Below are 21,562 nucleotides of genomic sequence, written 5' to 3' on the forward strand. Positions count from 1 at the left end.
GAAGGCGCTAGTTCCCGGCTTCCAGCAGGTAGCCGAAGCCGCGGATGGTGCGGATCGCCACGCCGGCGCCCTCGAGCTTCAGGCGCAGGCGCGAGACATAGACCTCGACCGCATTGAGGGTCAGGTCCTCGCCCCAGGGCGCGATGGCGTCGATGATCTGCTGCTTGGACACCACGCGCCCGGCGTGTTGCAGGAGGTACTCGAGCACGCCCCATTCGCGCACCGACAACTCCAGGGGGCGTTCGCCGATGCGGGCACGGCGGGTGGCGCCATCGAGCGCGAGCCGCCCGAGGCCCAGCTGGCTCGGAGGCGGCGCGAAGCGCCGCGCCAGCGCGCGGATGCGCGCCACCAGTTCCGGGGTGGCAAAGGGCTTGACCAGGTAGTCGTCGGCGCCGGCCTCCAGCCCGCGCACCCGGTCCGCAATGGCGTCGCGGGCGGTCAGGAGCAGCACCGGAATGGCGGCGCCGCGCGCGCGCAGGCGGCGCAGCACTTCGAAGCCGTCGATGCCGGGCAGGCCGATGTCGAGCACGATGACGGACCACTGCGCCGCCGACTGCGGATCTTGCAGCCGGGCGTCGGCCGCCAGGCCGTCACGCAGCAGTTCGACCTGCATGTCCTGGGCCTGCAGGGTGCGCAGCAGGCCATCGGCCAGCACGGCATCGTCTTCGACCAGCAGGAGGGGCAAGGGCATCGGCGCGGGAGAGCAAGAGGAAAGCCATATTATGCGCGAAACCGGCCCGCAAACGTTTCCTCAGCATAAGAAAAATCCTTGCCGGAGTAGCATTCTCTCCAGTAGGACTGGACTTACAAAACATCATGCGGCAAGCCTACATGGGGGCGACTACCTGTCTTATGTTCGCCAACAGACTATAGCCTTATTGTTCACACATCGCGATGAGGAAACGAAAACAAGACCTCACACAATCGCAAACCGATACACGTTAGAGATAAGAGGACAGAAAATGAACAACGCTCAGCTTGGTGGTATGCAAAAGGCACAACACAAAATCCCCGCCACGAGTGAGACTGTGAAAGCCGCGTCCCGCCCCGTTGTCAGCTACAGCGGCACCCAGCAGAACGAACTGCTCGGCGCCCTGCCCCGCCAAGACCTGGAAACCCTGTTCGAGCACCTGGAACTCGTCCCTCTGCCATTCGGCAAGGAGTTGTTCGAGTATGGCAGCAAATTGGAATACGTGTATTTTCCGACGACCGCAATCGTGTCGCTGCTGTACGTGATGGAAGATGGCGCCACCACCGAGATCGCGGTGGTCGGCCACGAAGGCGCGGTCGGCGTGTCCCTGTTCATGGGTGAGCGCGCCACTTGCAGCGCCGTGGTCCAGAGCGCCGGCTACGGCTACCGCCTGAAAACCCAGTTCCTGCGCGACGCATTCAACAAGGGCGGCGCACTGCCCCAGCTCCTGATGCGCTACACCAACGCCCTGTTCGCCCAGATGGCCCAGAACGCCGTCGGCGGCCGCCACAGCTCGATCGAGCAGAAACTGTGCCGCTGGCTGCTCGACCGCCTGGACCGTTCGGCCAGCAACGAGCTGAAAGTGACCCAGGAACTGATTTCGATCATGCTCGGTGTGCGCCGCGAAAGCATCACCGCTGCCGCCGGCAAGCTGCAGGACGAAGGCCTGATCCAGTACCGCCGCGGCAACATCACCGTGCTGGACCGTGCCGGCCTGGAAGAGTATGCGGGCGAATGCTACAAGGTCGCCAAGTCGGAGTACGACCGCCTGCTGAGCGACGTGGCCCGTTAAGAACCCACCGGCGCCCCATCGGGCGCCTTGCCGCTCCTGGCCTCGACCGCCGTCCCGATCGACAGGGACGGCGTTTTCATTTCCGCGCTTCCCAGGACCGGCACGGCGCTCGCCGTGCCGTCCGCGCCCGGGGCCGCCGCCGGAATCCAGGCGCGCACGCAGGTGCCGACATTGTTCACGCCGCGCGCCACGTTCAGGCTGCCGCCCAGCAGCAGCGCGCGCTCGCGCATACCCAGCAGGCCGTGCGACTTGGACTTGGCCATGGCATCGAGCGGAATGCCGATGCCGTCGTCCGTGATCTCGAGCTCCCAGCCATCCGGTTCCCGCGTCAGGTTGACGATCACGGTACGCGCCTTGGCGTACTTGGCGATGTTGTTCAGGGCTTCCTGGGTGATGCGGAACAGCGCGATCGCCTGCATCGGGCCGGCGCGGTCGGCTTCGGCATCGATCAGGGCGTCGCAGTCGAGCGCCGTGACCCGCGCATAATCGGCGCAATAACTCTGTAGCGCAGCCGACAGGCCCATGTTGTCGAGCAGGCTCGGGCGCAGGTTCTCGATGATGCGGCGCTTGAGCTGCACGGTGTCGACCAGGGTCCGGCGGGCCCGGCCCAGCATCGCCACCAGTTCCGGATGCGAGCCCTTGAGCTGTTCGCTGACTGAAGTCATGTCCATGCCGATGGCCGTCAGGTTGGCGCCCATCTCGTCATGCAGCTCGCGCGCCAGGCGCGTCTTCTCTTCTTCCTGCACCCGGATCAGGTGGCGCGACAGCACCGACAATTGCTCGGTGCGCTCGGCAACCACCGCCTCCAGGCTGTCGTTGGTCTGCTGCAGGGCGCGCTCGGCTTCCAGGCGCAGACCGAAGCTGCGCTGCACCAGGCCATGGAACAGCAGGATCACGAGAATGGCGGCGGCATTGATGCCGACGCCCAGCAGCACCGTGCGGCGCGACTGTTCGTAGAACGCGGCGGTGCGGCTGGCCAGCAGTTCGTTCTGCTCGCGCGTCATGATCACGACCTGCAGGCGGATCTCGTCCATCTGGCCGCGCTCGTCGGCGGCGGCCGAGATGGCGACGATGTCGACCAGCCCACCGCGCCGGTAGACCTCGAGCGACTCGTGCATCAGGCCGAGCTTGCGCTGCACCAGGGTGCGCAACTGGGCCAGGTTCCTGGTTTGCGAAGGATTGTCGGCCAGCAGCACGCCCAGGGCGCGCAACTGGCTGTCGATTTGCTGGGGCGCCGAATGCAGCGGCCCCAGATTGACTTCCGAGCCGGACAGGAAATAGCCGCGCAAGCCGCTTTCGGCGTCTGTGACGAGGAGGTTCAGGTACTGCAGTTCGTCGGAGACGCGGGCGGTCTGGGCCTGCAGGGCATTGCCGGAGCGCAGGTCATCCAGGTTGCGGATGAGGAAGACCGCGTTGATGACCAGGATCACGACACAGGCCACGCACAACAGGGTCTTGGAGAGCGGCAGACCACGCAGCCGCTTGCCGTCGAAGGCAGTGGAAAAGTACATGGGCTTCCTTTCGCGCAACTGGTGCCGTCCGGGCCGATTATAGTCGCGTTAGCTCGACAGTGCAGTGAGGCCCTTGGGGTAACCAGACGTTACGCGGTGCCAGCCTTGTTAATGGAAACGGACATGCTGGGTGGCAGGCACTTAGCAGTGTGCGCGAGGACGCGGCGGTATGCAATACAAATGTTGCACACCGGCGAAATTTTTGTAACGCTTGGAAACAGTTGTTGGCTGGCAAGTTGTCAGCCGGCGGAGCTGGCAAAGCGGGGGGCAGGCGCGCCGGCGGGCCGGCGCGTCGGGGCAAGGCTTAGTCGAGCAGGTTGTTCTTCATGGCGTAATAGGTCAGGTCGCTGTTCGACTGCAGGCCCATTTTTTCCATGATGCGGGTACGGTAGGTGGAGACGGTCTTGATCGACAGCGACAGGGCATTGCCGATGTCCGACACGGTCGCCCCCTTGGCCAGGCGCAGGAAGACCTGGAACTCGCGGTCGGACAGCTCGGTGTGCAGGGCCGTGTTCGGGTCGCGGTCGAAACTCTGCGCCAGCAGCTCGCCCACGGTCGAGCTGACGTAGCGGCGCCCCTGGTAAACGGTGCGCACTGCGGTCTTGAGCTCGTCGGCCTCGCATTCCTTGTTCAGGTAGCCGTTGGCGCCCATCTTGAACAGGTTCAGCGCATATTGCTGCGCCGGATAACCGGACAGGATCAGCACCGGCAGGTTGGGCTGGCCCTGGCGGATGGTGCGCAGGATATCGATGCCGCTCTGGTCCGGCATGGCAATGTCGAGCAACAGGACGTCGCAGATTTCGCGGCGTGCGATATCGAGGGCTTCACGCCCGGTGGCGCCTTCGGCGACGACTTCGAACTCGCCCGACGACGAGAAAATCTGCTTGAACCCTGCTCTAACTATTTGGTGATCGTCACAAATGGCAACGCGTATCATTGTCTTCCCTTAAATTTTCCCTTTTCAGGAAAGTGCCGGGTCCGTGCATACGCCCCGGCTTGCATGCGTATATAAGCATGACCGCAAGTGACATTCTATCACTACGGCGCAAGGCATCAAGGCACACACTTGCTGAGTTATGCGCGGCACGCATAGGCAGGGCAGCGCAAGGACGGATTCCACGGAGCGGCCCGCATATCGCGTCAAACGCGCATGCAACCGGCGGCGGCACGATGCCAGGGCCCGGCGTGCCGGAGCCGCTCAGGCGGCGCTGGCGCTCCTGCCGTGCTTCAGCAACTCGAGGATGTCCAGCAGCTCGGCCCGTACCATCTCGACATCGACGCTCGGGGCCGCCGGCGCCAATTCTTCGTGCGCATCGGCCAGTTCGTGGCCGCGGCCGTCCAGGCGGTTGCGCGCGCCGCTGATGGTGAACCCCTGCTCGTAGAGCAGTTCGCGGATGCGGCGGATCAGCAGCACTTCGTGGTGCTGATAATAACGGCGGTTACCTCGGCGTTTGACCGGCTTCAGCTGGGTAAATTCCTGCTCCCAGTAGCGCAGCACATGCGGTTTGACGCCGCACAGATCACTCACTTCACCAATCGTGAAATAGCGCTTCGCCGGGATCGGCGGCAGCACCACGGGTTCAGGCTTGTTCGGTCGTTCGCTCATCTACGTTTTGCTCAGGCAGCACGGGCCAGAGAATTACTCGGCGGATTAGTCTCCTCGACCATTCCCTTGAGCTTCTGGCTCGCGTGGAAAGTCACGACGCGGCGCGCCGTGATGGGGATCTCTTCCCCGGTTTTCGGGTTGCGGCCCGGCCGCTGCGGCTTGTCGCGCAACTGGAAGTTGCCGAAGCCAGACAGCTTGACGGCCTCGCCGCGCTCGAGCGCGTTACGGATCTCGTCGAAGAAGGTCTCGACCATGTCCTTGGCTTCGCGCTTGTTCAGGCCGACCTGCTCGAACAGCAGCTCTGCCAGCTCGGCCTTGGTCAGGGTCGGCAGGTCCTTCTCTGCTTCCTTCCGCATCCGCGCCACTTGGGTCGCGCGATGCAGATCGGCCGCCAGCGCTTCCTGGAACACGGCCGAATCAACGTCGTTGTTATTAATTTTGAAGCCCACCCTTCAAGAAACGATGTTTTGGAATGATAGACGCGTCACCAGGGCGCTCCGCCGGAGCACCCGGTACAACGCGTCATCCACGCAGCTTTGCGCCGACTTTTTCTTGTGCCGCACGGGCCACGGCCGCCATGATGGCATCGACCGCATCATCCTGCAGCGTCGATTGAGTATCTTGCATGCCAAAGCGGAAAGCAAGGCTTTTTTCATCCGTCTCCAGGCCCTTGCCGCGGTATTCATCAAACAAAACAACGGCTTGCACGATCTTTCCGCCAGGATTCGCAGCGATCTCGGCGTGGAAGCAATCGAGCACTTCCTGGGCCGCGACGGCCTGTTTCACCACCAGCGCCAGGTCGCGCGTGGCGCCCGGGAACTTCGAAATCTCGGCGTAGGCAGGCACGCTGCGAAGGCAGAGCGCCTCGGCATCGACCTCGAACACGACCGGCGCCTGCGGCAGGTCGTACTTCTGCAGCCAGCGCGGATGCAGCTCGCCGATGAAGCCGATGCGCTTGCCGTCCAGTTCGACGAAGGCGCTGCGGCCCGGATGCAGGGCCGGATGCTCGCCCTTCACGAAGCGCAGCACGCTGGGGGCGAACAGGGCCTCGAGGTCGGCCTTGAGGTCGAAGAAATCGACCGGGCGGGTCTTCTCGCCCCACTGCTCGTCGTTGACCGGGCCGTAGGCCATGGCGGCGACGCGCTTGGGCTGCTCGAAACCGGCCACCGACAGCGGACCGTCCTGTACCTCGGCGTTACGCTTGAAGACGGCGCCGACTTCGAACACGCGCACGCGGCCGGCCTTGCGGTTGACGTTGTAGCGCACGTTGGCCAGCAGGCTGCCCACCAGGTTCGAGCGCATCACGCTCATCTGGCTGGCGATCGGATTCTGCAGGCGGATCGGGTCCGCGTTGGCGGCGAAATCCTGCTCCCACTGGGCTTCCACGAAGCTCATGTTCACGGTTTCCTGGTAACCCAGGTCGGCCAGCTGGTGGCGGATCGCGAACAGCGAACGCGTGTTTTCCGGCTCGATCAGCATCGTGGTCGGCGCGACCGGCGGACGGGTCGGGATGTTCTCGAAGCCGTACACGCGCGCCACTTCCTCGATCAGGTCTTCCTCGATCTCGATGTCGAAGCGGTAGGACGGCGATGTCACCTGGAACACACCGTTGTCGAACGTGAACGGCAGCTGCAGGCGGGTGAAGATGTCCGCGACCACGTCATCGGTCAGCGGCACGCCGATCACCTTGGCGGCGCGGGCGGTGCGCATGGCGACCGGCTTGGGCTGCGGCAGGTTCACGGCCTGGTCGTCGACCGGGCCGACGCGGGTAGCGTCGGTGCCGCAGATCTCGACGATCAGGGCGGTGATGCGCTCGAAGTGTTCGAGCGTGGTCGCATAGTCGACGCCGCGCTCGAAGCGGTGCGCCGCGTCGGTCGAGAAGTTGTACTTGCGGGCACGCCCCTGGATGGCGTTCGGCCACCAGAAGGCCGCCTCCAGGTAGATGTCCGTGGTGTCCAGGGTGACGGCGGTGGCGTCGCCGCCCATGATGCCGGCCAGCGATTCGATCTGCTTGTCGTCGGCGATCACGCCGACCCACTCGTCGACCTCGATCGTATTGCCGTTCAGGAGCTTGAGGCTTTCGCCCTTCCTGCCCCAGCGGACATCCAGGCCGCCGTGGATCTTGGCCAGGTCGAACACGTGCGAAGGACGGCCGACTTCCAGCATCACGTAGTTCGAGATGTCGACCAGGCTCGATACCGAGCGCTGGCCGCTGCGCTCGAGGCGCTGCTTCATCCAGTCCGGGGTGGCGGCGCGCGCGTTCAGGCCGCGGATGACGCGGCCCGAGAAGCGGCCGCACAGGTCCGGCGCCGAGATGCGAACCGGCAGGGTCTCGTCCAGGTTGACGGCGACCTGCTTGGTGGTCGGCACGTGCAGCGGGGTGCCGGTCAGGGCCGCCACTTCGCGCGCCACGCCCAGCACCGACAGGCAGTCGGCCTTGTTCGGGGTCAGCTTGATGGTGAACTTCAGGTCGTCCAGGCCGAGGTAGTCGCGAATGTCGGTGCCCACCGGTGCGTCCGCCGGCAGTTCCATCAGGCCGCTGCTCTCTTCCGAGATTTTCAGCTCCTTGGCCGAGCACATCATGCCCTGCGACTCGACGCCGCGGAGTTTACCGACCTTGATCGCGAAGGGCTTGCCATCAAGCCCCGGCGGCAGCACGGCGCCGGCCTTGGCGCAGATCGCCTTCATGCCGGCGCGCACGTTCGGTGCGCCGCAGACGATATTCAACAGGGTGCCGGTGCCGACGTCCACCTGGCAGACGTTCAGGCGGTCGGCGTCCGGGTGCTTGGCGACTTCCTTGACCTCGGCCACCACCACGTTGGTGAACGGCGGCGCGACCGGCTCGACTTCCTCGACTTCCAGGCCGGACATGGTGAGCAGGTGCGACAGTTCACTCGAGCTCAACTTCGGATCGACCATCGAGCGGAGCCAGTTTTCGGAGAATTGCATGTTCTTTTTACCTCGTAACCGCGTTTATGACTGGGTGTACTGAATCAGCAACCGTATTAATTAAACTGCTTCAGGAATCGCAGGTCGCCTTCGTAGAACAGGCGCAGGTCGTTGATCCCGTAACGCAGCATGGTCAGGCGCTCGAGGCCGGAGCCGAAGGCGAAACCGATGAACTTTTCAGGATCCAGGCCGAAATTGCGCACGACCGTCGGGTGCACCTGCCCCGCCCCCGACACTTCCAGCCAGCGCCCCTTGAGCGGGCCGGAGCCGAAGGCGATGTCGATCTCGGCCGACGGTTCGGTGAACGGGAAATAGGACGGACGGAAGCGCACCTCCAGGTCCTCGGTCTCGAAGAAGGCCTTGACGAAGTTGAGGTACACGCCCTTGAGGTCGGCGAAGCTGATGTTCTCGCCGATCCACAGGCCTTCGACCTGGTGGAACATCGGCGAGTGGGTGGCGTCGCTGTCGACGCGGTAGGTGCGGCCCGGCGCGATCACCTTGATCGGCGGAGTATGGGTGCGCGCATAACGCACCTGCATCGGGCTGGTGTGGGTGCGCAGCAGCAGCGGCTTGCCGGTGCTGTCATTGCCTTCGATGTAGAAGGTGTCCTGCATCGAACGGGCCGGGTGGTTTTCCGGGCTGTTCAATGCGGTGAAGTTGGTCCAGTCGGTTTCGATCTCGGGGCCGTCGGCCACGTCGAAGCCGATCGAGCGGAAGATCTGCTCGACGCGCTCCCAGGTGCGCATCACCGGATGGATGCCGCCCTTGGCGCGGCCGCGGCCCGGCAGGGTCACGTCGATGGCTTCCAGATTCAGGCGCGCTTCCAGCTGGGCGTTGGCCAGGGCGTCGCGGCGGGCGGTCAAGGCCTGTTCGATTTTTTCTTTGGCGGCGTTGATCAGGGCACCCTGCGCCTTGCGCTGTTCAGGGTCGAGCTTGCCCAGGCCCTTCATCAGGTCGGTGACCTGGCCGGTCTTGCCCAGGTATTTGGCTTTTGCATTTTCGAGCGCGGCGGCATCCGCGGCGGCGGTGAAGTCAGCCTGGGCCGAGGAGACGAGATCTTCCAGCGATTGCATGCTTGTTCTTTTCCTGTTTGGGTGGTGGCAGGAGCCACAATCAAAAACGGGGCACAAGGTTATCTACCGTGTGCCCCGCTCTTTTTGCACCGGACCCGAAAGTCCGACGCTGGTCTTGCTAGCTAACTGACTGATTAGGCAGCCAGCTTGGCCTTGGCGGCGGTGACAATCGCGGCGAATGCCGGCTTGTCGTGCACTGCCATGTCGGCCAGGACTTTACGGTCCAGTTCAATCCCGGACTTCTTCAGGCCGTTCATGAAGGCGCTGTAGGTCATGCCGTGCGAACGCGATGCCGCGTTGATACGGGTGATCCACAGGGCGCGGAAGACGCGCTTCTTGTTACGACGGTCGCGGTAAGCGTACTGGCCAGCGCGCATGACTGCTTGCTTGGCAATACGGAATACCTTGCTGCGGCGGCCGCGGTAGCCTTTTGCAAGTTCAAGGACTTTCTTGTGACGGGCACGTGCAGTAACCCCACGTTTTACTCGAGGCATGGTAGCTCCCTTTGTATATGATTAGTGAGATTAAGCGGAAGGCATCATGCGCAGGACGCTGGTGACGTCGGACGCATTGATGTTACGGGTGCCGCGCAGTTGACGCTTGTTCTTGGTGGTCTTCTTGGTCAGGATGTGACGCTTGAACGCCATACCCGACTTGACGGTACCGCCCGGACGCACGCGAAAACGCTTCTTCGCGGAGCTTTTGGTTTTCATTTTTGGCATAGTATTCTGCCCTGTTACGGACAGCCTCTATACGACAGGATTGCAGGTGGCGGCAACGCCGCTCTTGGATGCCTGCTTTCACTTGTCTTGCAGCCGACGCCACTACCTGCCGACTACAACCTGCTTGTTAAAAACAGGAACCGCAGATGATAGCACAGGTTTGTAGCGAATGGTTGGGGCGGCGCCAGCGATTTCTCGCCACATATGGAACGAGACGCACAAACGAGCGCAGGCCGGGCCGGGCGCAGCGTATGCTGGCACCCGGGCCCGGCCCGTCATCTGACGAAGCGCGAAGCCCCTTGCGGGATTACTTCTTCTTCTTCGGCGCAACCACCATGATCATCTGGCGACCCTCGAGCTTCGGGAACTGCTCGACCTGGCCGTATTCCTCCAGATCGCCGCGCAGGCGCTCGAGCATGCGCATGCCGATGTCCTGGTGCGCCATTTCGCGGCCGCGGAAGCGCAGCGTGATCTTGGTCTTGTCGCCCTCCTCCAGGAACTTGATGAGGTTGCGCAGCTTGATGCTGTAGTCGCCTTCATCGGTGCCCGGGCGGAACTTGACTTCCTTGACCTGGATGATCTTCTGCTTCAGCTTGGCTTCATGCGCCTTCTTCTGCTCGGAGTACTTGAACTTGCCGTAGTCCATCAGGCGGCAGACCGGCGGGACCGCGTTTGGCGCGATCTCGACCAGGTCGACGTTCTTTTCCTCGGCCATGCGGAACGCTTCCGCCAGGCTTACGATGCCCAGCGGTTCGTTGTCCACGCCGTTCAGACGCATTTCGGGATAGGTGATCTCGCCGTTGATGCGATGCTGTTTGTCAGTAGCTATGTCGTTTCCTTTGAAAGTATTGATTGAGGGCCGGGATTATTTCGCCTTGGCGGCAACTTCGCCAACCAGACGCTCCACGAGCGCGTCGACCGACATCACGCCGAGATCGACATTGCCGCGGGCACGCACGGCCACCGTATTTGCTTCACGTTCTTTATCGCCAACAACCAAAATGTAAGGCAGTTTTTGGACGGAATGCTCGCGAATTTTATAAGTAATCTTCTCATTCCGCAAATCAGCGTGAACACGCAGGCCTGCCGCGCGCAGCTTTGCCTCGACCTGCTTCACATAATCTGCTTGCGCATCCGAAATATTCAAGACCGCGACCTGGACCGGGGCCAGCCACAGCGGCAGCGCGCCGGCGTAGTTCTCGATCAGGATGCCGATGAAGCGTTCCATCGACCCGACGATCGCACGGTGCAGCATGACCGGCACCTTGCGGGTGTTGTCTTCCGCAACATATTCGGCGCCCAGGCGGCCCGGCATCGAGAAGTCGACCTGCATGGTGCCGACCTGCCATGGGCGGCCCAGGCTGTCCTTCAGGTGGTACTCGATCTTCGGGCCATAGAAGGCGCCCTCGCCCGGCAGCTCGGTCCATTCCACGCCGCAGCCGCGCAGGGCCGAACGCAGGGCCTCTTCGGACTGGTCCCAGACCTCGTCGGAACCGATGCGGTTTTCCGGACGCAGGGCAATCTTGACGTCGATGTTGTCGAAACCGAAGTCCTCGTACACCTTCATCGCCTGGGCGTGGAAGGCCACCACCTCGGGGGCGATCTGCTCTTCGGTGCAGAACACGTGGCCGTCGTCCTGGGTGAAGCCGCGCACGCGCATCAGGCCGTGCAGCGCGCCCGAGGACTCGTTGCGGTGGCACTGGCCGAATTCGCCGTAGCGCAGCGGCAGGTCGCGGTAGGAACGCAGGCCGGCGTTGTAGATCTGCACGTGGCCCGGGCAGTTCATCGGCTTCAGGGCGTAGGTGCGGTGCTCCGACTCGGTCGTGAACATGTTTTCACGATAGTTGTCCCAGTGGCCGGTCTTCTGCCACAGGGTGACGTCGATGATCTGCGGCGCCTTGACTTCGCTGTAGCCGGTGCTCTGGTAGGTCTTGCGCATGTACTGCTCGACCTGCTGCCAGATGGTCCAGCCCTTCGGGTGCCAGAAGATCAGGCCCGGGGCCTCGTCCTGGAAGTGGAAGAAGTCCAGTTGCTTGCCGAGCTTGCGGTGATCGCGCTTCTCGGCCTCTTCCAGCATGTGCAGGTACTGCTCCTGGTCTTCCTTCTTGGCCCAGGCGGTGCCGTAGACGCGCTGCAGCATCTCGTTCTTGGAGTCGCCGCGCCAGTAGGCGCCGGCCAGCTTCATCAGCTTGAAGACCTTCAGCTTGCCGGTCGAGGGCACGTGCGGGCCGCGGCACAGGTCGGTGAAGCCGCCCTGCTCGTAGAGCGACACGTCCTCGTTCGCCGGGATCGAGGCGATGATCTCGGCCTTGTAGTCTTCGCCGATCGACTTGAAGTAGCTGACGGCCTCGTCGCGCGGCAGCACCTTGCGGGTGACCTGCTGGTCCTTCTTGGACAGTTCCTGCATCTTCTTTTCGATCGCCGCCAGGTCTTCCGGGGTGAACGGACGCTTGTACGAGAAGTCGTAGTAGAAGCCGTTCTCGATGACCGGGCCGATGGTGACCTGCGCTTCCGGGAACAACTCCTTGACGGCGTGCGCCAGCAGGTGGGCGGTCGAGTGGCGGATGACTTCCAGCCCGTCGGGATCGCGGTCGGTGACGATCGCCAGGTCGGCATCGGACTCGATCAGGAAGGAGGTGTCGACCACCTTGCCGTTGACCTTGCCGGCAAGCGCGGCCTTGGCCAGGCTGGGGGCGATGTTCTGGGCCACCTGGGCAACGGTGACCGGGCCGTCAAACTGACGACTGGAACCATCCGGAAGTCGAACGTTGAGCATTGCTGTTCTCCATGTGGCGCAGAGCGCGCCGTTAAATGTTGAAAATATTGAAAGCCAAAAAGCCTGGACGAAAAAAAACGCGCACCAGGCGCGTTTTTTCAGTGTTGTCGAGCTTCTTTGGACAAAAGACCACCTACCGCGTCTAGCGATTCCCCCACAACATAGTCGTAGTTCGCGGTGTCATAACCGTCGGTGCCTTTCTCGCTCTTACAAAATTACTTCAAGTACTGCTGAGTGTTCTGGTGGGCGGTGCAGAATTCGAATCTGCGACCCCTTGGATGTCGACCAAGTATTCTAACCAGCTGAACTAACCGCCCGATGCCGCCATTATAGGGAGCGCGCCGGTCTTAGGCAAGGCTTGTCACGGAAAAAGTTTCCTGGCGAGCCCGCCTGCCCCTTGGATTACACTAGGGGATGACCAAACCGCCACGGTTTTCGACCATGCCAACCGATCGCGCCGCGCCCTCATCCGAACACCTGCACGCCCACCTCGACGGCGATGCCAACCACACCCACGTCATCGAGGGGCGCAGTCAGGCGGCCCTGGCGATGGCGCTCGGCCTGACCCTGCTGTTCGCCGTCATCGAGGCCTTCACCGGCTTCATGTCGAACTCGCTGGCGCTGATTTCCGACGCCGGCCACATGGTGACCGACGCCGCCGCCCTCGGCCTGGCGCTGCTGGCCCAGGCCATCGCCAAGCGCCCGCCCTCGTCGCGCCACTCGTTCGGCTTCGTGCGCGCCGAAGCCCTGGCCGCGTTCGTCAACAGCCTGGCCATGCTGGCACTGGTGGGCTGGATCACCTGGGAAGCGGCGCAACGCCTGCTGCACCCGCAAGCCGTGCAGGGCGGCGTGGTGCTGGTGGTGGCCGCGATCGGCGCCGCCATCAACCTGCTGGTCGCCTGGATCCTGTCGCGCGACAACCAGAGCATCAACACCCGCGCCGCGCTGGTCAACGTCATGGGCGACCTGCTCGGCTCGATCGCCGCGATCGCCTCCGGCGCCATCATCTATTTCACCGGCTGGCTGCGGGTCGACCCGATCCTGTCGATCTTCGTGGCCCTCCTGATCCTGCGTTCGACCAGCGGCATCCTGCGCGAGTCCTACCACTTCCTGATGGAGGGCGTACCCCACGACATCGATTACCTGGCAATCGGCGCCGACCTGAAGGACGTCGACGGCGTGCTCGACGTGCACGACCTGCACGTGTGGGCCATGTCGCCCGGCCACCCTGCCCTGATCGGCCACCTCGAGATCGCCAGCCTCGAACAATGGCCGACGGTGCTGGCCGCGGTGCGCGCCATGCTGCGCGAGGAGCACGGCATCGACCACGTGACCCTGCAGCCGGAGGCGGCCGGCGGCAAGCCGCTTTGACTTCTTGTAAGCACTCTCTTACCCGCGCCCTGCCCGCACGCCGATATCCGGCAGGCTGCGGGGTCAGCATAATCGGCGCATGGACTGTTCACGCACCGTATTCGACACCCTCATCATCGGCGGCGGCCCGGCGGGTCTCACCGCCGGCGTCTACCTGCGCCGCTTCACCCGCCACATCGCCTTGGTCGACAAGGGCAACAGCCGCCTGTCCTGGATTCCCGTCTCGCACAACTACCCCGGTTTTCCCGAAGGTATCAATGGCGTGCGGCTGCTCGAGAACCTGCGCGCCCAGCTGGCCAACTACGGCGGCAGCGTGATGCCCGGCGAGATCCTCGACCTGCGCCTGGAAGACGGAATGTTCGTCGGCGACTACGTGCCGCAGGACGGCTGCGAGCCCTGCCAGATCCGGGCCCTGACGGTGCTGCTGGCCACCGGCGTGGCCGACGCCGGCATGCCGGTCGAGCGCTGGGACGAGGCGGTGCGCTGCGGCGCGGTGCGCCTGTGCCCGGTGTGCGACGGCTGGGACGTGATCGACAAGCGCATCGGCGTGGTCACCTCCGAAATCAACCCGGTCGGGCACGCCCTGTTCATGCGCACCTTCAGCACCGACGTGCTGCTGTTCGAGCGCGGCCCGGTATCGACCCTGAACGACGAGGACCGCCAGCGCCTGGCCGCCGCCAATGTGCGCTACATCGATTCGCCGCTGGCCGGCGTGACGATGAGCGAGGACATGAAACCGATCCTGCACACCAAGGACGGGGAAGACTACCGCTGCGACGTGTTCTACCCGATGCTGGGCGAGAACGCGCGTTCCGACCTGGCCAGCGCGCTCGGGGCGGAAACCGTCGAGTGCCGCAAGCTGGCGGTGGACGACCATTGCCGCACCTCGGTCCCGGGCCTGTTCGCGGTGGGCGACGTCACGCGCGGGCTGAACCAGATCGCGGTGGCCACCGGGCAGGCGGCGCTGGCGGCCACCACCATCCACAACGTGCTGCCGTGGGCGCTGCGCAGCGCGCCGGACGCGGCTGCGCCGGATCAGGCCTCGCTGTCGCAGACCTGATCGCGCCCGGCCGACTTGGCCTGGTACAAACGGCGGTCGATCCGATCGAGGAAGACCTCGGCCCGGTCCTGCTTGCCTGGCACGATGGTGCCGGCCCCGATGCTGACCGTGACCAGGCGGCCCACGCCGGAACGCGCGTGCGGCAACTCCTTCTGCGCCAGCAGCCGGCGGCAACGCTCCGCCACGTTGCGCGCCGCCTGGGCATCGGTCGCCGGCAACAGCAGCACGAATTCCTCGCCGCCCAGGCGCGCGCACAGGTCGCGCGAGCGCGACGCCCCCGCGTCCAGCGCCGCGGCGACCTGGCGCAGGCATTCGTCGCCCTGCATGTGGCCGTAGTAATCGTTGTACTGCTTGAAGTAGTCGACGTCGACCACCAGCAGCGACAAGGGCTCCCCGGTCGCCTGCGCCTTGGCCCACTCGACCGGATACAGGGTGTCGAACATGCGGCGGTTGGCCACGCCGGTGAGGCTGTCGCGGTAGGACAGCAGCTCGAGTTCGCGCTGCAGCTGCAGGATCTTGTCCTCGGCCTGCTTGCGCGCGGTGATGTCGAACATGAAGCCGGTCAGCGCCTCGATCTGCGGACCGATATAGGTGAAGCGCATGGTGGCCCAGTCGATGCGCCAGGGGATGGTCTTGCTCGATTCGAGCAGGGTGCGGTAGACGCCGGGGTCGTCGCAGGAGACCGGCGGGCATTCAGCGAGCTTGATCGTCATGATGCCCATGCAAGGTGGATATGCATGGCATTTTGCACTGGAAACAGATTACTGTGCCAGTCTAGCTCGATTCCAGGTCGATGCGGCACCAAATGGCAAGTCCGAGGCTTCCAGCATGACGTCGCCTTACAGACTCGCCACGAACGAAGCAAGGAACACTGTGCGGCGGGCCTTGCCTACCCCTGCAGCACACTGCATGCTGCCAGGTTCGCTTGGCAAAACGCTTCCCAACCCATGTGGCTGTAATGCCGCTGGAACTGAACGTCGACTCTGCAAATGTCCGGCCTGCTGTCGTAGACCCCGCACAGCTTGCTCACCTCGTCGTAGTGGATGCAGCAGCCGTCGCCCCGGTCGAGCATCGCGGTCTCGGGCGCTTTGTCGACATTGCGGCAACAGGCACCGCAGCGCGTACAAGGAAACGTGCCCTCCGTCACAGGACGAAGGCGCGTGTCGGGTCGCCCATCATGTCGTCGAACTCCTCCTGGCTACCGAAAGGCAGGCTGGCATCGAACTCTTCGTTAAGCGCCGTGAGACTGGCGAGGAAGCGGTCGCCGTCCCAGTCCACCATGGCGGATTCAAGCGCATCGAAGGCCGACAGCAGGTGCCGCCTGCGCGTGGCAAAGTGCTCCTCGATCAGCGCGTCGAACTCGAGACGGTGGGCCCGCATCAGCGGTATGGCGGTCAGACACATCGCCTCCACCCTCTCCTTGCGTTCGCGCGCCACCTTGACCACCGCCGTCTCGCCAAGACTGATGAGGCCGGACTGATGCAGCATATTGCCGACGAAGTAACCGACCGTCGAACCGATCAACGCTCCGACGACCGGTACCGGAATCATGACCTGCCCCAATGCGCCGTAATAAAACGCAGATGCACCTGTCATTGCCGTGTGACTGACCTCAGACAGCAACTCATCTTCATCGATGTCGCCATTCAGGTAGCGCGCCAGCGATCGCCCGCTCTGCACAATGCCGGCAGCCAGAGCCACGTGAGCATTCGACTTCACGAAACGCGCACTGACGGCCTTGCCGATCTCGGGCCCGCCAAGCGAGGTGAAGCCTTCGCGTACGGCGTGAGTCGCCGCCTTGCTGAGCGCGCCCGATGCGTAGCTCATGGTGTAGCCCTTGGCGGCATCGATCGCCACCTGTGCAAGGATTTCACCAGGCTCGGCGTTACCACGAGCCAGGCGGACCAGTCCGGCTACACCGCTGACCCCGCCAGCAAGAGCGCCGCCGACCGCGCCGGCTTCCATACCGGCCTGATGTGCCTCGGACAACATCGCCCTGCGATTAAAGTCTGTCGCTATTTTCCTGGCGGCGTCAACGCCGGTTGCCTCGACCGCCTCATGGTAGTTGGTCCCGCCCGAAGTCACGTTGTCAGCTTCAATCCCGGTATGCAGGCGATTGCTTGCGCTCTCGTAGTCACCGGCTTTGAGCGTACCCGTTTTTATCCGCGCCTTATAGAGCCGTTCGACCGTCTCCTTCTGGTCGGAAGGACCAACCAGTCCGACTCCCTGGTACTTTGGATCAGACAGTTTATATGCGGTTTCACTTGCTGCCTCGCAGGACTTGAGCTGAAACTCCTTGAGCTTGCGCTTGCCTTCCATGATGACGATATCGGCGGTCTCGTGGTTGGTCATACCGAGACTGTCGGTTGTCGCTGCCTTCAGAGTGCTGCGCTTGCCCAAGGCATCCAGGTTGAACTTGATCACCTCGAGCTGTTCGAACTGCCATCCCTGAGCCTGGGCCGCGCAAGTGCCGGCACGTTGTTGCGCGACCTTCACGAGACGCTCGGTATCGCTGAACACACCAAGTGTCATCTTCGAGATCTGCCGCGTTCGCGCATCAGCCAACAAGGTGGCGGCCAGCGCTTCAGGCTTCCCCGAGACGCGCTTGGTCGCCGCGTGCCGTTTGCTCACGCGCGCTCCAACGCCGCCAGCTGCTCTTTCGCACTTGCGATGACCGTGCGCGAGGCTGCTGTCAGAGCGCCATCCTTGTCGATCAGCGGCGCCTCCAGCACGTTCTTGATGGTTTTCGCCATCGCAGCGGCCATCATGACGCCGGTACGGTCGGCGGCCGAGTAGCGGCTGTAATCCTTGCCCGCCGCAACGCGGCGCTGGAGTCCGGCGAGCAGCGGCTCGAAGTGCCTGTCCAGTTCCTTGAGGACGGAGATGATTTCCTTGAACCGCTTCTCGAGGGCCGCCGTGGCAAGCGCTGCGGTCTTCATCTCTTCCGCGGCAACGCGCGCCTTGCTCAGGTTGGAGGATGCATTCAATCGTGCCTCCTCGGCCTTTGCCGCGAGCATCATTCCGCCGACGGCCAGTACCGGCCCGGCGACGATTCCGCCCAACACGGCGGCGCCGCCCGCCATGCCGAAGCCACCCGCGCTCAGCGCCCCACCGCCCAACCATGCAAGGGTGGCGTTAGTCGCCGCCGCGCCGCTGAGACCTGCAATTGCCGTGCCCCCTGCCGTCGAAGCCAGCGCCCCCACGCCGCCGTAGGCGGCAAGGCCTGCCAATCCGCCTGCGCCGAGTGCAGTCACGCCGCCGGTCACAATGCCTTGCATGTCGAGCGCGGAACGCTCGATGGCACGCAGATCGTTGCCGCTGACGCCGGCCAGCTTGAACTCATCCTTGAGCTTCTGGTCCTGGAAGTCGATATTCTTGATTTGCTTGAATGTGTCGACAAACGGAATCAGCTTTGTCTCATACACCGAGAATTTCAGCTTGCCGAGCTGTGTCAGCGCACGCTGCGCCTTGTCCCGGGCGCTTTCCAGTTCGCTTGTGGCGTCGTTGAAGATGCTCTTTGCCTGGTTGTTCAACGAATCGGCCTTGTTGAAATCGCTCTTCGCGTCGATGCCCTTCTTGACGCCGTAACCGCCCGCGAGAACGGCTGCGCCAACCAGCAGTAGTGGCAATGGCATGATCAGGCCTCCATGAACTGTTCGGCTTCGCGCACGAGCGCAAACTGGCGGCGCACCCAGTTTTCCATTTGGGAAAGCTCCTCTTTACCGATATCCAGCGAATTGGCGATGCCGCTCACAAAAGCTTGCTCAGTCTCGTGATATTCGGCATCAACCAGCGCCATGCCGAGCAGTTCGAGCATCAGCGCGACCCGGTCCGAGCGGCTGGCGAACATGCCCGGCAAATCGCCGCTGCGTACCTGGACAGGCGACACAGTCGACGCCATCTGCTGGCGCAGCGTCTTCAGCAGCGCCAATTCTTCTGCAGCCTGTTTGCCGTCCGCACTCATGAGTTGCGTAGCAAATGACAGGAGTGCGCCTTGTTGGACTTCAGAAAGCCGGTTCAGAAACATGGTAAATGCCTTGGTAATGTTGATTAAAGCTGACTCAGGGGAGCCACCATCCACACATTTTACCTAGAGGAAACATTACCAATCATCACGAATAGTTTCAGCTTTGTGTGTTTTACGAGGCCGATTGCAACTTCCGATAAGAGCCCGGTCGATCGCCCCTGGCAGAGCATCTCGGCAAGGCCCGACGACGCGCACGGGGACGTGCGGCCCCGACCGCTCATGACGCCAGGAAGACGGTGCTCAGCCCTGTCCGGACGCCAGCGCGATCCGGCGCCGGATCCGTTCGGCTTCGCGGGTATCGCCGGCCGCCTCGGCCCGCTGCGCCTGCACGCCCAGCCAGGCCAGCAGAGGACGGCGCCAGCCCTGGTTCGATGCCGTGTCGATGGCCTGCACGATGCCGTCCGGCGTGATGCGTCCGGCCTTGAACGCGGCCCCGGCGGCCACCAGGCGCGCCAGCGGATCGGTCACGCCGGCGACCTGGCCGGTGGCGGCGACCGATTGGTGCTGCGCGGGCAGCAGCGCGGGATTCAAGCCCTGCCAGCGGCCGTAGAGATAGTCGGCATAGGCGCGCTGTTCCGGCGTGGCCTCCTCTGCCAGTCTGGTGTAGCCCGGACAGTCGTCGAAATCCAGGCTGGCGACCTGCGCAGCGCAGCGCACCAGTTCGACCTGGGCCACGTAGTCCGGGCGGCCGGTGCTGGTGGTGGCCGTGCGCGCCGTGCGGAATTGCGCGGCGGCGGCGGCGGTGTAGCCCTTCAGGTAATCGTCCACCGACGCGTCGAGGGAGCCTTTGGCGTCCGCCTGCCAGTCGGGCGGCAAGGGTTTGCTGGCGCAGGCAGCCAGCATGGCCAAGGTGAGGAAGGCGAGGATTCTCATGGCAGCTTGATCTCCTGGTCGCTGCGGGCGAACGGCCACTTGCGGTTGATCTCGTCCACCAGGCGGTTCACCTTGCGCAGGCTGGCGTCGACCTCGCCGCGCAGCGCGCCCAGGTCCTGGGTGGCCACGCGGGCGTTGGCGCCCACGGCCTGGGCCTCGACCAGCACCGCATCCACCTTCTTGAGCGTGGTGCTGGCATCCTGCAACACCACGTGCAATTGGCGGATCGCCAGCTGGGCATCGTCCATCACGCCGTCCTTGCCGTAGATGCGCTGCTCGGTCTTGCCCAGCAGGGAGTTGATACGGTCGAGCGCCTCGCGCAGCTTGCGCGCTTCCGCGTCGCCGCCCATCACGCCGCCCAGCACCCCGCCGGGGCCGTTCAGGCGGCCGGTGACGGCATTGATGTTGGCCAGGCTGGCGTTGATGTCGGAATCGTTCGCCGTCATGGTCTCCAGGTTTTCCAGCAGCGCACGCGCGGTCGCGACGATGCGCGGGATCTCGGCGGTGGCGTCGCCGCGCAGCACCTGGCGGGTGGCGCCGGCGGGCAGCGGCGGATCGTTCAGCAGGCCGGTGAAGGCGCGCAGGCGGGTTTCGCCGACGATGCTCGACTCCAGCGTGAACACGCTCGAGGTGCGCAGCCACTTGGCGTCCTTGCTCTGCACGTCCACCAGGATGCGCACCTTGCCCTCCGGCGAGAGCTCGACCTGGCTGACGCGCCCGATCGGAAAGCCGGCGAAGGTCATGTCCATGCCCGGGATCACCCCGGACGAATCGTCGGTTTCCAGCACCAGCCGCTGGGTCGGCTCGAACACGCCGCGCGCGTGCATCACGTAGCCGAAGAAGGCGACGACCAGGATGCCGATCGCCGCCAACAGGATCATCGCCTTGAGTTCGACGTGTTTCGGTTCGTCCGGCAGGGGTTCGGTCATGGGACTCCTATTCTTGTTTTAGATGTATTTCAGCGCCAGCGATGCGGCCTCGATTACCAGGAGCACGAACAGCAGGCGCAGCGCGCCCGGCTGCACCGTGGAATTGACGCGGCGCGGGTAGCGCTGCAGTTCGAGGATGGCGGCGGTCGGGATCAGGGCCACGGCCAGGCCGAAGAACACGGTCTTGAGCACGAAGCCGACCGTCACCGTGGGCGAGAACACGCGGCCGACGGTGCGGGTGTAGTCCGCGATCCCCCAGGGCAGCAGGCCGTACACGTTCAGGTAGGCCAGCACCAGCACGATGGTGCTGGTGACCATGGCCAGGCTGGTCACCGCGACCGAGTTCGCCAGCAGCTGCGGCACCATGTCGCGCCGCAGCCGGCGCAGGGCTTCGTCGTTGGCGGCCTGCGGCGACAGGCCGGCGCGCGCCAGCCCGAGGGCGGAGGCGTCAAACGCCATGCTGGCGCGCAGGGCCACGAACATCGCGGCGGACAGGGGAATCAGTTCGAGCACCAGCACCCGCACCACCATCTCGAGCGCGAAATGCGACAGTCCGTAGCTCTTGGCGGTGACCAGCACGATGCGGATGATGACCAGGCTGATCAGGGTCGAGGCCAGCGAGAAGCCGGGCAGCACCTGCCAGGTGCTGGCGTAGATGTGGCGCGCGGCCGCCAGCCGGTTGGCGCGGTTGTAGGTCGAGGGCGACAGCGCCATCACCAGCGCGACCGCGCCCAGGTGCACCATATACCACCAGCTGCGCAGGTAGCGCAGGAAGGCGAGGCCCCACAGGCTCGGGTTGGCGTAGAGGTTGAGGGTTCGGCGCATGGTGTCAATATGATACAAATTCCGGTGGATGTGCCCGAATTTTGTATCGAATCGATACCGGCGCCGGCACGGAGCCC

21 protein-coding genes and 1 tRNA gene are annotated in these 21,562 nt (G+C 64.0%); 3 read left to right on the plus strand and 19 right to left on the minus strand.

The window, feature by feature from the left end:
• Positions 1-7: 7 nt before the first annotated feature.
• Positions 8-691 (minus strand): response regulator transcription factor, encoded by a 684-nt coding sequence (locus MasN3_RS16025; protein ID WP_281908484.1) that lies wholly within the window; start codon positions 689-691, stop codon positions 8-10.
• Positions 692-962: 271 nt separating this feature from the next.
• On the opposite strand from MasN3_RS16025, the gene MasN3_RS16030 reads away from it, so the two are divergent.
• Positions 963-1,763 (plus strand): Crp/Fnr family transcriptional regulator, encoded by an 801-nt coding sequence (locus tag MasN3_RS16030; protein WP_281908486.1) that lies wholly within the window; start codon positions 963-965, stop codon positions 1,761-1,763.
• Here the strand turns inward: MasN3_RS16030 and MasN3_RS16035 are convergent.
• From MasN3_RS16035 to MasN3_RS16085, 11 genes are all read right to left on the minus strand, one after another.
• Positions 1,760-3,274 (minus strand): CHASE3 domain-containing protein, encoded by a 1,515-nt coding sequence (locus MasN3_RS16035; protein WP_281908488.1) that lies wholly within the window; start codon positions 3,272-3,274, stop codon positions 1,760-1,762. The two genes, MasN3_RS16030 and MasN3_RS16035, sit on opposite strands and share 4 nt — an antisense overlap.
• Before the next feature lie 304 nt (positions 3,275-3,578).
• Positions 3,579-4,211, minus strand: coding sequence for a response regulator (locus MasN3_RS16040; protein WP_027865355.1), 633 nt, complete (start codon positions 4,209-4,211; stop codon positions 3,579-3,581).
• Positions 4,212-4,472: 261 nt separating this feature from the next.
• Positions 4,473-4,880 (minus strand): MerR family transcriptional regulator, encoded by a 408-nt coding sequence (locus MasN3_RS16045; protein WP_281908491.1) that lies wholly within the window; start codon positions 4,878-4,880, stop codon positions 4,473-4,475.
• Between the two features lie 11 nt (positions 4,881-4,891).
• Complete coding sequence (locus MasN3_RS16050; protein ID WP_281908493.1) at positions 4,892-5,236, minus strand: integration host factor subunit alpha; 345 nt, start codon at positions 5,234-5,236, stop codon at positions 4,892-4,894.
• Between the two features lie 166 nt (positions 5,237-5,402).
• Entirely contained in the window at positions 5,403-7,829 is a 2,427-nt protein-coding gene (gene pheT / locus MasN3_RS16055; RefSeq protein WP_281908495.1) for a phenylalanine--tRNA ligase subunit beta, read from the minus strand.
• Between the two features lie 56 nt (positions 7,830-7,885).
• A complete protein-coding gene (gene pheS / locus MasN3_RS16060) occupies positions 7,886-8,902 on the minus strand; it encodes a phenylalanine--tRNA ligase subunit alpha (RefSeq protein ID WP_281908497.1) in 1,017 nt (338 codons plus the stop codon).
• Positions 8,903-9,036: 134 nt separating this feature from the next.
• Positions 9,037-9,396, minus strand: coding sequence for a 50S ribosomal protein L20 (gene rplT, locus MasN3_RS16065; RefSeq protein WP_027865360.1), 360 nt, complete (start codon positions 9,394-9,396; stop codon positions 9,037-9,039).
• Between the two features lie 30 nt (positions 9,397-9,426).
• Complete coding sequence (rpmI, locus tag MasN3_RS16070; RefSeq protein WP_057262756.1) at positions 9,427-9,624, minus strand: 50S ribosomal protein L35; 198 nt, start codon at positions 9,622-9,624, stop codon at positions 9,427-9,429.
• Positions 9,625-9,931: 307 nt separating this feature from the next.
• Positions 9,932-10,477 (minus strand): translation initiation factor IF-3, encoded by a 546-nt coding sequence (infC, locus tag MasN3_RS16075; RefSeq protein ID WP_281914527.1) that lies wholly within the window; start codon positions 10,475-10,477, stop codon positions 9,932-9,934.
• Positions 10,478-10,489: 12 nt separating this feature from the next.
• Positions 10,490-12,400, minus strand: a complete 1,911-nt coding sequence (gene thrS / locus MasN3_RS16080; protein ID WP_281908501.1) for a threonine--tRNA ligase — start codon at positions 12,398-12,400, stop codon at positions 10,490-10,492.
• A 240-nt stretch (positions 12,401-12,640) separates the two neighbouring features.
• Positions 12,641-12,717: transfer RNA gene (locus MasN3_RS16085), tRNA-Val, on the minus strand.
• 124 nt (positions 12,718-12,841) lie between these two features.
• Here MasN3_RS16085 and MasN3_RS16090 point away from each other — a divergent pair.
• Both MasN3_RS16090 and MasN3_RS16095 read left to right on the plus strand, forming a co-directional pair.
• Positions 12,842-13,771: a cation diffusion facilitator family transporter gene (locus tag MasN3_RS16090; RefSeq protein ID WP_281908502.1), complete on the plus strand. Its 930-nt coding sequence runs from the start codon at positions 12,842-12,844 to the stop codon at positions 13,769-13,771.
• A 79-nt stretch (positions 13,772-13,850) separates the two neighbouring features.
• The gene (locus tag MasN3_RS16095) at positions 13,851-14,831 is read left to right on the plus strand and encodes an NAD(P)/FAD-dependent oxidoreductase (RefSeq protein ID WP_281908504.1); all 981 of its coding nucleotides are present in this window, start codon (positions 13,851-13,853) and stop codon (positions 14,829-14,831) included.
• Here the strand turns inward: MasN3_RS16095 and MasN3_RS16100 are convergent.
• The 7 genes from MasN3_RS16100 to MasN3_RS16130 all read right to left on the minus strand — a co-directional run bounded on the left by MasN3_RS16100 (position 14,807) and on the right by MasN3_RS16130 (position 21,485).
• Positions 14,807-15,544: a diguanylate cyclase gene (locus tag MasN3_RS16100; RefSeq protein WP_281908506.1), complete on the minus strand. Its 738-nt coding sequence runs from the start codon at positions 15,542-15,544 to the stop codon at positions 14,807-14,809. The two genes, MasN3_RS16095 and MasN3_RS16100, sit on opposite strands and share 25 nt — an antisense overlap.
• Positions 15,545-15,974: 430 nt before the next feature.
• Positions 15,975-17,462, minus strand: a complete 1,488-nt coding sequence (locus tag MasN3_RS16105; protein WP_281908508.1) for a hypothetical protein — start codon at positions 17,460-17,462, stop codon at positions 15,975-15,977.
• Positions 17,459-18,466, minus strand: coding sequence for a hypothetical protein (locus MasN3_RS16110; protein ID WP_281908509.1), 1,008 nt, complete (start codon positions 18,464-18,466; stop codon positions 17,459-17,461). Before MasN3_RS16110 ends, MasN3_RS16105 begins: the two co-directional genes overlap by 4 nt.
• A gap of 2 nt (positions 18,467-18,468) precedes the next feature.
• A complete protein-coding gene (locus tag MasN3_RS16115) occupies positions 18,469-18,858 on the minus strand; it encodes a TerB family tellurite resistance protein (protein ID WP_281908510.1) in 390 nt (129 codons plus the stop codon).
• A gap of 240 nt (positions 18,859-19,098) precedes the next feature.
• Entirely contained in the window at positions 19,099-19,731 is a 633-nt protein-coding gene (locus MasN3_RS16120; RefSeq protein ID WP_281908513.1) for a hypothetical protein, read from the minus strand.
• Entirely contained in the window at positions 19,728-20,660 is a 933-nt protein-coding gene (locus MasN3_RS16125; RefSeq protein ID WP_281908515.1) for an MlaD family protein, read from the minus strand. Before MasN3_RS16125 ends, MasN3_RS16120 begins: the two co-directional genes overlap by 4 nt.
• An 18-nt stretch (positions 20,661-20,678) precedes the next feature.
• The gene (locus MasN3_RS16130) at positions 20,679-21,485 is read right to left on the minus strand and encodes an MlaE family ABC transporter permease (RefSeq protein WP_281908516.1); all 807 of its coding nucleotides are present in this window, start codon (positions 21,483-21,485) and stop codon (positions 20,679-20,681) included.
• Between the last annotated feature and the right edge of the window lie 77 nt (positions 21,486-21,562).

Origin of the sequence: Massilia varians, assembly GCF_027923905.1 — a bacterium.
Classification (GTDB): Bacteria; Pseudomonadota; Gammaproteobacteria; order Burkholderiales; family Burkholderiaceae_D; genus Telluria; species Telluria varians_B.